This is a genomic window from Niastella sp. sgz303648 (genome assembly GCF_059587045.1).
In genome coordinates, this window is the sequence record NZ_JCAPSW010000007.1 from 143,171 (window position 1) to 158,155 (window position 14,985).

At 42.7% G+C, this 14,985-nt stretch carries 9 protein-coding genes; 5 read left to right on the top strand and 4 right to left on the bottom strand.

The window, feature by feature from the left end; translation table 11 throughout:
* The first annotated feature begins 1 nt into the window (after position 1).
* From AC59IL_RS21025 to AC59IL_RS21040, 4 genes are all read left to right on the top strand, one after another.
* On the top strand, positions 2-1,042 hold the full coding sequence (locus AC59IL_RS21025; protein WP_496554163.1) for a PorP/SprF family type IX secretion system membrane protein: 1,041 nt from the start codon (positions 2-4) through the stop codon (positions 1,040-1,042).
* A 596-nt stretch (positions 1,043-1,638) separates the two neighbouring features.
* A complete protein-coding gene (locus tag AC59IL_RS21030) occupies positions 1,639-2,211 on the top strand; it encodes a hypothetical protein (protein ID WP_496554164.1) in 573 nt (190 codons plus the stop codon).
* A 129-nt stretch (positions 2,212-2,340) separates the two neighbouring features.
* Positions 2,341-2,826 carry a peroxiredoxin gene (locus tag AC59IL_RS21035; RefSeq protein ID WP_496554165.1) on the top strand — a complete coding sequence of 162 codons (486 nt, stop codon included), beginning with the start codon at positions 2,341-2,343 and terminating at the stop codon, positions 2,824-2,826.
* Between the two features lie 149 nt (positions 2,827-2,975).
* Positions 2,976-3,317 carry a T9SS type A sorting domain-containing protein gene (locus tag AC59IL_RS21040; protein WP_496554166.1) on the top strand — a complete coding sequence of 114 codons (342 nt, stop codon included), beginning with the start codon at positions 2,976-2,978 and terminating at the stop codon, positions 3,315-3,317.
* A 162-nt stretch (positions 3,318-3,479) separates the two neighbouring features.
* Here AC59IL_RS21040 and AC59IL_RS21045 read toward each other — a convergent pair whose 3' ends face one another.
* The 4 genes from AC59IL_RS21045 to AC59IL_RS21060 form a co-directional block, all read right to left on the bottom strand.
* Positions 3,480-4,652, bottom strand: a complete 1,173-nt coding sequence (locus AC59IL_RS21045) for a class I SAM-dependent rRNA methyltransferase (protein WP_496554167.1) — start codon at positions 4,650-4,652, stop codon at positions 3,480-3,482.
* Between the two features lie 120 nt (positions 4,653-4,772).
* Positions 4,773-8,369 (bottom strand): VCBS repeat-containing protein, encoded by a 3,597-nt coding sequence (locus AC59IL_RS21050; RefSeq protein WP_496554168.1) that lies wholly within the window; start codon positions 8,367-8,369, stop codon positions 4,773-4,775.
* Between the two features lie 120 nt (positions 8,370-8,489).
* Positions 8,490-10,325, bottom strand: coding sequence for a RagB/SusD family nutrient uptake outer membrane protein (locus AC59IL_RS21055; RefSeq protein ID WP_496554169.1), 1,836 nt, complete (start codon positions 10,323-10,325; stop codon positions 8,490-8,492).
* A 19-nt stretch (positions 10,326-10,344) separates the two neighbouring features.
* Positions 10,345-13,593: a SusC/RagA family TonB-linked outer membrane protein gene (locus tag AC59IL_RS21060; RefSeq protein WP_496554170.1), complete on the bottom strand. Its 3,249-nt coding sequence runs from the start codon at positions 13,591-13,593 to the stop codon at positions 10,345-10,347.
* Between the two features lie 794 nt (positions 13,594-14,387).
* Between AC59IL_RS21060 and AC59IL_RS21065 the strand changes: the two genes are divergently transcribed.
* On the top strand, positions 14,388-14,957 hold the full coding sequence (locus tag AC59IL_RS21065) for a nucleotide exchange factor GrpE (protein ID WP_496554171.1): 570 nt from the start codon (positions 14,388-14,390) through the stop codon (positions 14,955-14,957).
* Positions 14,958-14,985: the final 28 nt, after the last annotated feature.

The window sequence follows — 14,985 nt, forward strand, 5'->3', positions numbered from 1 at the left end:
CATGATCACCGGCCGTAGTTATAAACGATTGATTGCCGGCTTTATATTGCTGCTTAGCCTGTTGCATACCAAAGGGCAGGATATTCATTTTTCGCAATTCTTCGAAGCGCCCCTGTTACGTAATCCCTCACTGGCCGGCATTTATACCGGCGATTATCGCATACAGGGCGTTTACCGCGATCAATGGAATAGCATTACCAATGCCTACCGCACAGGTTCGCTGAACGCAGAATATAAAATGCCGATGGGTACCGGAAACGATTTTATGACCACCGGTATTCAGGCAGTGTTCGACAAAGCAGGAACGGTTGGTCTTACCACCACGCATATTTTACCTGCATTGAATTATCACAAATCGCTGAGCAACGAAAAAACCATGTACCTGTCGCTCGGCTTTATGGGTGGTTTGATCCATAAAAGTATCGACATTTCAAAAGTCACTACTGATAATCAATTTAACGGAGGTTCATACAACGGATCACTGCCAACCGGCGAAACCTTTTTAACGCCCAACTTCACTACCTGGGATGCCAGCGTTGGCATGAGCTTTAACACCACCTTCGGCGTAGACCAAAGCAATAGTTTATTTATCGGCGGCGCTTATCATCATTTGAACCGGCCTAAAAATTCATTTTATCGCAATGCCGGCATTGAACTGCATGCGAAATATGTTGGCTCGGTGGGTATTAAATGGCATGTTGACGATTTTAGCGCCATTACCCTGCAGGCCGATCATTCGGAACAGGGAAGCTATCAGGAAACGATTGGCGGCGTTTTATATTCGTATAAGATTGGCGGCGATGTCGACAACCCTTTATACACGCTCAGCGGTGGTTTAATGTTACGCTGGAAAGATGCGCTGGTACCTGTTGCTAAAATTGAATGGGGACATGTAGCAGCCGCCATAAGTTATGATGTAAACGTTTCGCAGTTAAAGACCGCCAGCATGGGTCAGGGCGGATTTGAGTTATCGCTTTCTTACATCGGCTTTTTACATCGCGATAACAGCAGCGAATACAAGATGTTATGTCCGAAGTTTTAACAGGCTCAAATTATATATTCAGGCAACTCAGCATCTGACTTTTACGAATATGTAAAAACAGGATGGTTGCGCAAATAAAAAAATACAAAACCATCTGATAAAAGTTAAAGACGGAACAAATATTGCATTGGTTTACGAGCAATAAATGCAGATCATTGTTGTTGTTCTTACCTCCCGATAACCATAAACCACTACGTGATTACTGACTTACATTAATAACCAAAACGCTGATGGCTTGCAAGGGCGCCGGTATTTGCCATAAACGGGTTTAATACCATATATGTAAAAGGCTTGCCCGCCCTGTATTAAACTTACTTCGGGAATTGCCCGGCATTTAATGATGATCCGGATCAGACCCGTGGTAAAAAATAATTTTTTTGTGCCGGCACCGGTACAAAACAAGTCTTCGGATGCACTTAATTTATAGGTAGGTCAACATTGCAGCATTGTAATCCTTCCTCCTGAGAACCAGATTCCTGTTTTTGAAGCAGCTTGTATTTGAAGATTTTTTCCAGCCCCGTGAAATTTTTCACATTCGGTATTTTTTACAGCCCGGCTATTTTTAATTCGCTGATAAAATCTTAAATTTAATAAACATGAGAATCCTGGCAGCGATATTGACCTACTGCCGTCCCAACCAACCAAACGGACTGGCTCAATCAATGTTTCTTTCCATTGTTGCCCTGATCATTTCCTCAGGTGCGTTTACTCAAAACCGATATGACTGGCGATCGAATATCGACCAGGTTATTCACGAAACGGATAGCCTGTCGCTTAAATCGCAGCGCACGTTCTATCTCAACAAAATTCTTCGTAAAGATGAACCGCTGAAAGAAACCTGGTATTATACCGTGCATAACAATAATATCATTGTATTTGAAGTGCGCTATCGCATCGATTCGCTCGAATACACCGAAACCTACTACATGAACAGAGGCAGGTTGATTTGCATGGAGTTGTACGAAACAGACTTTCTCAGTTATTACGAAGATGAGATCAGGCATGGCGAGGTATTCTTCTTCGATCACGACATGCTTATACAATATGTTACTGTTGGTAGTGGCCTCGCCGACATGTCGTTCCGTGATCCTCAATATGAACCGCTGCGAAGGTTTTATAAACGGTATATCGAGTTGCAGAAAAATATACTCTCACTCGCCACGAATTGACCAATTTGAAAATTAGTCAATTTGAAAATTTGAAAATGAATATTGACGGTATGCGGTACATTTGTTATTGTATTGAACCATTAGCACATTAGCTAATCAGCAAATTATCACATTAGCATATTTAGCATTATGATTTCAGAAACCATTGTCCTTACAAAAGGATCACCTGCCCCTGACTTTACCTTATTCGATTCGGCAAAAAATAATGTGAGCCTGCACGACTATAAAGGCAAAAAAGTGGTGCTGTTGTTTTTTCCGCTGGCTTTTACCAGTGTTTGCACCAAGGAACTTTGCTATGTGCGCGATCATATTACCCTGTTTAATAATATCGATGCGCAGGTGTTAGGCATCAGCGTTGACTCGTTGTACACACTTGCCAAATTCAAAGAAGAACAGGGACTGAATTTTCCGTTACTGAGCGATTTCAATAAAGACGTATCAAAAGCCTACGGCGCTTTATATGATGAATTTAGTTATAATATGAAAGGGGTATCAAAAAGGGCTTCGTTTGTGATCGACCGGGAGGGAATTGTTCAATATGCCGCCGTTCAGAATAATGCGGGTGACATGCCTGATTTCGAAGCAATACAATCAACATTGACTACAATCAATTGATTATTATCAATTAAAAAATGGTTAAATATTGTATTGTGAGTAAAATTTGTAAGCGAAATCCCCTATAAAAACGAAGTTTATTGATAAACGAGTTGTAATTTTGACTAAAAGGAAATATCTTGAGCGGGAACTGTAAAATATCATCATACATGAAGATTTTTTACGCATTATCCATCATCCTTTTATTGTGCATTCAGGCAAAAAGCCAGGGCCGGGCGTCAGGCCCCGGAGAAGAACCTGCGTCTAAAATCGTAAAGTTCTATCCTAACCCCGCCACCTCCATTATAACATTCGATTTTCAACAGGGATACGATAAATCATACAACCTGCAGATATTTAATTTCATTGGTAAAAAGGTGCAGGAAATAGCCAATGTTTCTCCCAAAACAATCGTTAACCTTAACGATTTCTATCGCGGTATTTATATCTTCCAGCTTAAAGACAAAACCGGCAAAGTAGTTGACTCCGGTAAATTCCAGGTATCGAAGTAATTTTTTGATTTAGAGATTTTGAGATTTTTGGATTTGAAATCCCAAATCCTCTTTTTCAAAAATCCACAATCAAAGCTTTACATTATTTTTTTGATTTTGTGATTTAGAGATTTCTGGATTTAATAAATCGCAAAATCAAAAAATTTCTAAATCCCCAAATGCCTACAGCACCTGCACTATTAAGAATTTCAGATAGTGTGTATTCTCCCACTCCCAAACGATCGGGTGATCGGAAGATTGGGTTTGAAAAGTTACCTGCCTTATTTTTCTGCGGGCATCTTTTGCCGCCAGTTGAATGATCTGTAAAAATAAATCGGGTTGAACCAGGTTGGTGCAGCTTGATGTAACCAAAAAACCACCGGGTTTTACCAGCTTCATCCCGCGTAAATTAATTTCTTTATAGCCCGTAATGGCCTTTTGAATATTATCTCTTGTTTTGGTAAATGATGGCGGATCGAGCATTACCACATCGTATTGTTTGCCTTCGCGCGCCCACACTTTCAACACATCAAATGCATTCATGCATTCGAACCGCACAATTTTTTCGTACCCGTTAAGCGCTGCGTTGCGATTGGCCTGCGTAACGGCGTTTTCAGAAATATCGAGCCCCAGTACCGAACGCGCTCCGTAATGCGCTGCATGAATTTCAAATGTACCGGTATAGGTAAAGGCGCCCAATACATCGGCTCCTTTTACAATATGCTGAATGGCCCGGCGATTATCCTGCTGATCGAGAAAATAACCGGTCTTCTGCCCGTTTTCTATATCAACATAAAATTTCAGCCCGTTTTCCTGTATGGTGATCTTTGTGTCGAACGGGGCACTCAAAAAGCCCTTTTGCTGCGGCAATCCTTCCAGTTCACGCACCGGTACGTCGTTTCGTTCATAGATACCTTTGGGTTGAAATATTTTTTCCAGTGCAGCTACAATGGCAGGTTTCCAAACATCCATACCAAGCGCCAGTGTTTGTATAACAAAGTAGTCGTTGAATTTGTCGATAATTAACTGCGGCAAATAATCGGCTTCCCCAAAAATAAGGCGACAATTCTCTACATACCCCAGTTGCTGACGATACTTCCAGGCTTCGAGCAAACGGTTATAAAAAAAATCTTCGTTTATTACATCTTCTTTTTTGCGCGTTAATAAACGAACCAATATTTGAGAGCGGGGATTCACATATCCCTTACCTATAAATTTTTTATCGTGGGTATATACTTCTACAATCTCACCCGGCTGTAACGAATCGGGCGCCTCATTTACTTCATTGGCAAAAATCCAGGGATGGCCATTGGCTACGCGCTGACTGATCTTCTTTTTAAGATGTACCTGTATCATTCGCGCAAATATACATTTACGGATTGATTGTTTGATGGTTTGATTGTTTGATAGCTGAACCGTTGATTTTTGTAAATATTACTAAATTCAGGCAGCCTAACAATCAAACCATCAAACAATCTATAAAGCGATCTTTCGCCTGTTATTAGTGTTATCCGTAATCTCAACATCAACTACATTTTCATCCAACATTACGAACCTGCCGGATTGCGACAGAAAGGAAGACCCGTAATTGATTTCACGTACCTGCGTTTTTCCGTTTTTATATTTTAACGCTACCCGTACATCATTGTAGTTCACCGGCATGCAATGTTCCTGTTTTTTAAGGGCAAATATTTTTAACGGCCCCCTGTTCTGTGCAGCCGCCAGCAAACAACCGCCGGATATAGCGCTTTGCAATTTCACCAGCGATTTGCCATTGCCGGGAATAAAAATGCCGCTTTGCAACATCGATGCGGGTGTAAACCCGCCTTTGCCATCGCCCAGTAATAAAAGGCCGTTGCAGCCGTCGTAGCGGCCAACCGATACCTCAGTACCGTAATCATTTCCGTTAATCAACACATCCAGATTGCCATCGGCATTGAAATCTTCGGCAAGCATTCCGTTCAAACACGAAAATTGCGCCTGCACGGGTAACGGCTGCATAGCAAACCGGCCATTGCCCAGGTTTTTAATATAGCAATGAGAAAACCAGTTTGCTTTTACCACCAGCGCATTTTTCATTTCTTCCTTTGTAAACATCTGATCAAATGGTGCGGCTGCATAGCGTTTATAATTGGGGTATTTGGCTTTGAAGCTTACAATTTGTTTTACCACGTCATCGCGCACTTCGGCTATGTATTCGCTCCGCAGCGGATTTTCGGAAGAAGCCGGAAGATATAAGGTAGGCACCGCATCATACACACCATTGTTATCAAAATCCTTTGCATACATGTGTACAGGATATTGATCACTGGCGCGATAAAACGAGTTAAGACCCAGGTTGCCCGCTATATAATCTATATCTCCGTCGTTATCAAAATCACCGGGAACAATACTCGTCCACCAGCCGTATTTATCGCCCATGCCCGTTTGTTGGGTGATATTGGTAAACTTACCATTGGTATTTTTAAAAAAAGTCAGGGGCATCCATTCACCGGCAAGCATCAGATCGGGCCAGCCATCATTGTCAAAGTCGGTAAATAACGCATCACTTATCAATCCCACTTTATTCAATGCAGGTGCCATTGAACCGGTAACATCGGTAAACTGTATTTTACCGGGTTTTGAATCGTTGCGGTACAAAAAGCATGATACCGGTTCGGGATAACGCCCCGGTTGTACCCTGCCGGCTATAAACAGATCAAGGTCGCCATCCTTGTCAAAATCAACTGCGCGAACGCACGATTTACTGGTATAGTTTTTTGGTATTGCCAGGGAGTCGATCGCAAAATTACCCCGGCCATCATTTATATATAATTTATCAGCATAGGCGGCATCGTCAGGCACCTGTTCATAGCCACCGCCGGCTATAAAAATATCATTGTCTTTATCGCCATCGGCATCAAACAACACAATGCCCATGTTATCGCCCGGTTTGGTTTGTTCATTGATACGCCCGGGTGTGCGGGTTAATTGTTTCGACGTGAATTTCCCTGAGGCAGTTTGTAAAAACAACATGGTGCTGTAACCGGCCGATCCGCCGCATACGAGGTCATCTAATCCATTGCCATCTATATCGCCCACTGCCAGCGCGGGACCATACTCTGAAAATTTATGCGGCAACAGTTTTTGAATATTAAAGTCGATAAAATCATTTTCCTGCTGGGTGTATTGTATACCGGTAGCCGCAGTAACATCGGTAAATAAAGTATTGGCGGCATAAACCGGTTGCTGCCAGGTATAAGGTATAGCAGCCTTTGCATATTCGGCAGTAATCAGCTGATCGGTTTTTACCTGTTGCAATACCTGCATGTTGCCATCGGGCCATTTAATGCAAATAGAATCAACCTGTGTACAGCTGCCCAGTCCAAATTGGGCATCGGCCTGAACAGATGATAAATAACCACGCACCGGCATTTGCTCATACACCTGCTGATGCCCCTGATAATACAATTCTATAAAGGCGCCAATGCCGTTGCGGTTCAGGGTATCGCCCTTTAACTGAATGCGTAAATAGTGTGCGTTTTCATTTTGCTTTTCGCGAAGCGTGTTTTTATACAGCATGGCTTCGTCGTTGATATTATTCACCACAAAATCAAGATCACCGTCGTTATCGAGGTCGACATAAGCAGCGCCGTTCGAAAAAGAAGGCGTTGTTAAACCCCATTCGGTAGTGGCATTATCGAATGTAAGATTGCCATTATTCCGGTAGGCGTAATTATGAATTTTAACCTGTGGTATCTGGCTTAGGGTATATTGCTTGCTGGCTACATTGCCCGTTTGCCGCCGAAAGGCGATAAAATCATGATCGGTTACATCTTTCGGGTAGCCATTGGTTATTAAAATATCGCGCAAGCCGTCGTTATCAAAATCCTGCACCAGCGGCGCCCAGCTCCAGTCGGTTTCGGCAATACCCGAATAAAACCCGATATCGGCAAATACAGGATCGCCAATGGAATCCTTTGCCAATACACGCGGACCCAGATTTAATTGAAGGGTATTACGCACATACTGGTACTGATAATGATAATAATCTGAGTTCTGGTAAATAAGGTAGCTGTTGGCGCCCATCATCATTTTTTTACGATAGTTGTCTTCGGGGTTCATATCCAGTTCTACCACATCGGCCAAACCATCGTTGTTGATATCCATTACATCCTGCCCCATACCGTTGGCAGATGTATGCTTAAAATAAGCAGCAGCTTTATCGGTAAATGTTCCATCGTGGTTATTGATGTACAACAGGTCGTTCGACAAAAAATCATTGGTAACAAAAATATCTTTCCAACCATCTTTATTAAAATCGGCAATGGAAACAGCATGGCCATAGCCTTCGATGGTTACACCGGCCTGTTTGGTTACGTTGGTAAATACAGGATGTTTAAGAGATGAATTATAATCGTTACGAAACAGTCGTCCTGTACTAAAGTGCGACCCATCGGTTATTTTCGGACGAAATACCGAAGGATTGTCTTTATCCCTGATTTCGTTTACCACAAGGTACATATCAAGATCGCCGTCGTTATCATAATCAAAAAAAGAGGCCATAGTGCTATAGGTGGTATCGTTTAATCCGTATTCGGCTGCCATTTCTTTAAACTCAGGAATGCCGTTTTTATTTACTCCCTGATTTACATACAATAAATTTTGCCGTTTAGCCGCCTCTTTCAGCATAGTGGCGCATACATACAGATCGGGCCACCCATCGTTGTTGATATCGGTTACTGTAACGCCACGGCACCAACGCCCTTCGCCTGTTACACCAGCCTGCTGCGTTACATCGTTAAAGGTAAAATCGCCTTTGTTGAGGTATAATTTATTAGGCACGAGGTTGCCGGTGAAATAAATATCCTGCAACCCGTCTTTATTAAAATCGCCGATGCCCACTCCCCCGCCGTTATAAATATTGGTCATATCGAGCGGGTTAATGGAGTCATTTTCAATAATGGTATTATTAAAGTGAATGCCCGAGTGTGACGAAGAAACAAACTGAAATAAGGTTGGGTTATTATTACAACCCTGTAACAGGCAAAGCAATAAGGCAAAAGCCGGTAATAATTTAATGCTACAATTCATGCGAACAAGCTAAAGGTTTATTATTTAACAAAGCCGTGCCACGGTTTTCCTTCGACTTCGCTCAGGACCGCGGCACGGCTATTTAGAAACTCTTAAGTACAATTATTAAGCAGGGTATCATCAATACCCGGTGTTCTGCTTCAGGTTAATTGGCCCGGTTGAATTTTCAATATCGATCTGCGTTTGCGGAATGGGGTAATACTCGTTCTTTTTTGGAGTAAACGTAGCCGACTGGTTAACGGCAAAAATAGTAGGCCTTGTTTTTTCGGCGGCTGCATAGGCATTCATTGCAGGCGCCATGATGGTTCCCGTATTATTGTCCCAACGTGCCAGATCAAAAAACCGTTGACCTTCCATAGCCAGCTCCAGTCTTCTTTCAAACATAATTGCTTTGCGGGCAAAGGTCTTATCGTTAAATGCACCCGCAGGGTATGGCTTTATAAGGTAGTTATCGGCCGCCGTAGTAGTTGATTTGTATTTTCCGAGGTTTGCATCATATTCGGCATTCTTATACACCCAGCCAGTGGCATCTGCCGCGCGGTTACGAACATAATTAACATATTCACGCGCTTTTTCAACGCTGCCCACTTCAATTTCACATTCTGCCGCCCACAACAATACATCGGCAAAACGAATGAGGTTTACATTATTGGCACTCATTTGCGTTGGCCCCCAAAAACTGGTTTCAGACGAAGAAAGAACATTCTGCTGCGATTTGGCATACACATTTTTCTTGGGGCTGAAATACCCATCGGTACCCGGGTCGCGGATCCAGGTATTTACAGGTGTTGGACCCCAGTCGAAATAAGGAATGCCGGGGCGTCCCATCGTCCAGTCAAGACGGGGATCTAACGTTCCTGTATAGGGTGTGGTGGGGTCGCTTACATTAGGCGCTGTATTATAGGTATCGAACAAGGGTAATCCATCGGCTCCTGTTTTGTAGGCATTTGCCAGAGATATTGATGGGTTATTAAAACCGCAGCAACCGCCCGGGCCGGCGCTATTGGGAAAATTCAGGTTATCGCCATAATTACCATTGGTGCCTGATCCATCGTTTACTGAAGCCTGATAGGCGAATACCGATTCGGCGCTGTTATCGGTAGCGGCGTTAAAATTGTCTTCAAAATTCACCAGTTTGTAGGTGAGACCGCCTGCTGTTTGTCCGTTTCCGGTACCGCCATAGGCAGCCGGAATTATTTTATCGAGCATGGCTTTGGCCTGTGCATATTTGTGTTCAAACATATAGGCTTTGGCCAGGTAGGCAATGGCCGCCGATTTATTGGCCCTTCCCTTTTGCGGTTGTACATCGGGTAAATTGTCGATGGCATATTGAAAATCGGCTTCAATTTTCGGCCATATATCAATAAAATTACCCGAACCATCTACATTAGGCACATTTCCATTATTATTAACTATCGTTATGGTTTCATCAACATAAGGCACGTTGTTCCACATTTTTTTTGCTTCAAAGTGAAAATGACCTCTTAAAAAACGTGCTTCGGCACTCATTACTTTTCTTCTGTCGGCAGTTATGGTTGTATCTTTTGCCAGAAAGCGCAATACATCATTAGCTCTTTGTGCGCCATCATACACGGCCAGCCATTTTTGGTTGAAATAGGGATTGCTGGTATTGTATGCCCATGTTTCAATAGGCACAATATCGCCCTGGTCAGAAGGCGTTGATCCTTTGTACGAATCATCGGCAGCTACGCTGCCAAATACCCAGTTCGAAGCGGCAGAGCCCCAGCTGTTGTCGGCAGCCCCACCCTGGCCGCTTACCATATGATAAGCGCCAACCAACAATCCTTCAATACCTAACTGATTAACCAGCTGATCGGGATTATAAGCTCCCAGCGGTTTTTTATCGAGAAATCCTTTACCGCAGGCAAATACCAATAGCAGTGTTGCAAGGCAACAGGCCATGATCCATTTATATGTTAAAGAAATCTTTTTCATAATAGCATTCATTACAGTGTTAGAAAGAAAGGTTTACGCCCACCAAAAAGTTTTTCTGATTTGCAGGATAGTTCCCGAAGTCGATACCGAAGTTGGTATTGTCTTTCAGATTAGAACCGGTTAACTCAGGATCGAGCCCTGTGTACTTTGTAATGGTAAACAGGTTGGCAGCTTGTATGTACAGTCTGAACCGGTCAATACCAAATTTTTTCAGCCGGGCCGATGGAAGAGAGTAACCGAGCACCATTGATTTGCATCGCAGAAATGAACCGTTTTCGAGGTAATATGAGTTAAACTCGGTGGTATTGCTGAAATTAGCTGTTCGTTCAAGTCGCGGCACTTTGGCATTGGGGTTAGCGGGTGTCCATGAATTATAAACAGCATCTCTGCTTACAGCGCCATCAAACACCTGTGGAAAATCGGTCCAGTAACGCACGTAGTTGATAACATCATTTCCTACGGAAGCATAAAAGAAGGCAGAGAAATCGAAGTTTTTATAACTGGCTTCGAGGTTTAAGCCAAGCGTAAATTTGGGGTTGGGATTACCAAAGAATACTCTGTCGCTGTCACTGATCTTCCCATCTCCATTTACATCTGCATACTTGAACCTGCCGGGTGCGGCAGCATCCTGTTTGGGTGATTTATTTACATCGTCATCGCTCTGGAATAAGCCCACCACTTTATATCCATAAAAGGCACCAAGGGCCTGACCGGCCTGAAGCCGCGAAAATGCACCAATACGGGTTGAACCGGTACTTTCCCTGTTGAAATACTTTACACCTGGTGGTAAAGTTTTTACCTTATTATTATAAGAAGTGAAAGTAGCCGTAGCACCAAATTTAACATCTGAAATATCGCCATTATAGGTAGCAGAAATATCTACACCGGTATTCTGGATATTTCCCGAATTCTGAAAAGCAGGCCGCGCACCACCAAGTGTAGCAGCTGGTGTTGGGTCGAAAAGCAAACCACTGATTGCCTTTTTGTACCATTCAATTGAAAAGGTAAGCCGGTTATTCAGAACCGTTGCATCTACACCGATATTGGTTACAATATCTTCTTCCCAGGTAGTTTCTACGTTCCCCAGCTGGCTGGAATAAATACCGGCAACTGAACTGTTATTCGAGCCATTTAAATCGTAAAACGAGTTGGGCGCCAATTGTTGAAACAGGTTAAAGGCGTTGGTAGGTCTGATGTTGCTGATAGAACCTAATTTACCCCAGCCAGCCCGCAGCTTCAGGTCGTTTAACCATCTGAAATCATTCATGAATGTTTCGCGCGATAACCGCCAGCCGGCTGTAACAGATGGGAATATACCCCAGCGTTTATTATCTGAAAATACCGATGAGCCATCGCGGCGAAGGGTACCTGCCACCAAATATTTATCGGCATAGTTATAATCAACGCGGCCAAACTGCGAGTACAATGTGCTTTGCACAGGTGTTGCGGGATTGTTTTTGTCGATGGTAACGCCGTTGTTTACATTGAGGTTACCATTTATCTGGCCACCGGGTGAACCGAATAAAAGCGTCCATAAATTAGGGTCAACAGTAAGGTTGCCTGCAGTGGTAATCGGGTAGTTGGTCCTGGTTCCGTATATGCCACGCTGGTAGTTGCTGATAGCTTCGGTACCAACTAATACCTTTATAGTATGATCGCCGAAAATGTTGCTATACGTTAATGTATTCGTCCATGTCCAGCTATTATTACGCATATAGTATTCAGTAAAGGCATTGGGATTTTTATTGTTTTCGGCATTTTCATATTGCGTATAATCAAATTGCGCCCAGTTATCATTATCTACAAAGCCTCCAAAGCTGGTGCATGCGGTAAAATGTTTCAACACATCTACTTCGCCAAAAACGTTTCCGTTCATCTGGTAATCGTTACCCCAATTATTATGAATACGTCTCAGATTGGCAACCGGATTTTCGGAGTTACCAAGATTCTGTGATCCGGTACCTGCAAAGTTGCCTTTGATGTCGTAAACCGGAATGATGGGACTTTCGCGATAGCTGAATGAAATGGCATTTCCCTCGTTTTGGTTATCACCGGGAATGCCTGGGTTTTTGCGGTAAAAGAAATAGGCATTTTCGCCTATACGTATCTTATTGTTTAAATTAAATGTTGTATTAATACGGGCCGAATATCTTTTCAGATAGGTTTCGATGAGCGTGCCCTGCTGATTAAAATAGCCCACTGAAAAATAAAATGTTGAACGGTCGTTGCCCGACGATACCGACAAATTATGACTTGTAATCAATGCCGGTTTAAATATTTCGTGAAACCAGTCTGTTCCCTGCTTATTGGCTTTGGTGATCTGGTTGGTGTACAAGGCATAGGTAGCAGGATTGGTATTGGCGTCGCCTTCTTTGCCTGCAGTGGGTGTAATATAATCGGGTATAACCGGTGTATTGCCCGCACCAAATTGTTTGTTCCCCGGCGTTAGACCATTGTTTATGTAACTCTGCTGAATGGCATTGGCTGTTTCCTGGGTGTTGGCAATGTTAAAACCATCTTTTAAAGGCCGTTGTGTGCCCACATAAGAATCATAACTTATTTTGGGTTTGCCCGACCTGCCTCTTTTGGTAGTAATAATTACCACACCATTTGAACCGCGAACACCATAAATGGCTGCGGCGCCTGCATCTTTTAACACCTGAATCGACTCAATGTCGTTCACATTCAGATCGTGCATACTTCCTTGTGTGCCATCGATGATCACCAGCGGATCGGTTGACCCAACAGAAGTAATACCACGAATTCGAATGTTGCTGTTGCCACCCGGTGCGCCGGATGTAACGATGGTTACCCCCGAAGCCTGACCCTGCAGGGCCTTTTCGGGTGTACCGGTGGGAATTTGTCGCATGTTATCTACCTCTACCACTGCAACGGCTCCGGTAATGTCTTTCTTTCGCTGTGCAGTGTAGCCGGTGATAACTACTTCATTTAAACTTGATGTTGTTGTTTTCAGTGATACGGTTAAGTTGGCGTTTGTACCAACCGGTAATTCTTTTGGCTCGTAGCCAATTGAAGTGAATACTAAAACAGCAGATGCATTTGGAACTGAAATTGTAAAAAAACCATCGGCATTGGTTTGCGCCGCTACATTTGAACCTTTTACAGTTACGGTTGCTCCAACAACAGGTTGATTGTTTGAATCGGTGACTTTTCCTGTAACAGATTTTTGTTGGGCAAGAATCGTTGTGGCAGGTAGTAATAGCAATAGAATGGCCAGCCACAACCTAACAGTTAGCTTTGAGGACATAAAATAATGGTTTATGTGTATTGTTTGGTTGTGAAAAAGATGCTTCTAAATTTAATGATAAAATCAGGCCCGATAAAATAATTTTTCACATATGGTACATCGTTATATTAAGAATTTAATAATATAACGGTCGCTACGCCCGCAGAAAAGCGCTTTCAGCAGGCTACACAATGTTAACTGTTGAAAATTAATATTCTTTACATTATAACGTAACGTATATGAATATGCTTGCTATCTGTTTCTAAGAACTTACTCTCAATTTATTTCTTTTAGAGAAAGCCATGGCAAATGCAGCAACCGGTAGAAATAATGCTATTAATTGGTAAATATTCATAGAGTTAGCTGTTAGTTGAAAAGTTAATCAGTTAACAGGTTAACAAGTTAACTGGTCAACTTTTCAACTTGTCATCTAATCAACGGTTAACTTATCAATTTATCAATGGGTTAACTGGTCAACTAATCAACTTGTTAACTTATCAACTGGTCAGCCTCTTCCCACTAAAAATTAGCATCTTTGTAGTTTCCCTGGCAGTTTCGCGGCGGTCATTCGCGAGGGATAAAAGCTGTACTTTTCTCAGTTAACCGGCTGTAAATAAGACAATTTGGCTTACCGGCCGCACTGGCAAAATAATTGACATATATAGGCTTTAGCCGTGAAAACCACTTATTTTTGAAGCGACCGTTCGGGTGGCAGAAAGTCAGACGTAAAAACTGACCGGATTGACGTATGGTCAGCCGGCAAATACGCCAATATTTCAGTTAATGAAAAAGAATAAAAAACGTAAGCGATAGTTATGGCAGATAATGAAAAAAACACCGTTAACCGTGAAAACGGTACCAATAGCCCGATAGATATTAATACCGACGAAAGCATCAGCGGCAGCTCTCATCTTAAAGAACCCGTTGCGTGTGAGGATGAAGTAGAAAAGCTGAAATCGGAAGTTGAGGAGCTGAAAGACAAATACCTGCGCCATGTGGCTGAGTTTGAAAACTTTAGAAAACGTACAGCCCGCGAAAGAATTGAAATGATTCAAACAGCCGGTAAGGAAGTGATCACTTCTTTGCTCGAAGTGGTCGACGACGCCGACAGGGCCGAAAAACAATTGCAAACCAGTAACGATGTAAACGCCATTAAGGAAGGCATTCAGCTGGTATTTAATAAATTAAGAAGCACCTTGCAAAGCAAGGGCGTAAAACCGATGCAAACGATCGGCACCGATTTTAATCCCGACCAGCATGAGGCCATTACCGAAATACCGGCTCCCACCGAAGAAATGAAAGGAAAGGTTATTGACGAAGTGCAGAAAGGATATATGATGAATGATAAGATTATCAGATTTGCCAAAGTGGTAGTAGGTAAATGAACCAATTAGCAAATTTGAAAATTTGAAA

Coding starts and splice junctions, on each gene's coding strand:
- AC59IL_RS21025 (WP_496554163.1), top strand. CDS start 2: ATGATCACCGGCCGTAGTTATAAACGATTGATTGCCGGCTTTATATTG.
- AC59IL_RS21050 (WP_496554168.1), bottom strand. CDS start 8,369: ATGAATTGTAGCATTAAATTATTACCGGCTTTTGCCTTATTGCTTTGC.
- AC59IL_RS21045 (WP_496554167.1), bottom strand. CDS start 4,652: ATGATACAGGTACATCTTAAAAAGAAGATCAGTCAGCGCGTAGCCAAT.
- AC59IL_RS21065 (WP_496554171.1), top strand. CDS start 14,388: ATGGCAGATAATGAAAAAAACACCGTTAACCGTGAAAACGGTACCAAT.
- AC59IL_RS21060 (WP_496554170.1), bottom strand. CDS start 13,593: ATGTCCTCAAAGCTAACTGTTAGGTTGTGGCTGGCCATTCTATTGCTA.
- AC59IL_RS21035 (WP_496554165.1), top strand. CDS start 2,341: ATGATTTCAGAAACCATTGTCCTTACAAAAGGATCACCTGCCCCTGAC.
- AC59IL_RS21040 (WP_496554166.1), top strand. CDS start 2,976: ATGAAGATTTTTTACGCATTATCCATCATCCTTTTATTGTGCATTCAG.
- AC59IL_RS21055 (WP_496554169.1), bottom strand. CDS start 10,325: ATGAAAAAGATTTCTTTAACATATAAATGGATCATGGCCTGTTGCCTT.
- AC59IL_RS21030 (WP_496554164.1), top strand. CDS start 1,639: ATGAGAATCCTGGCAGCGATATTGACCTACTGCCGTCCCAACCAACCA.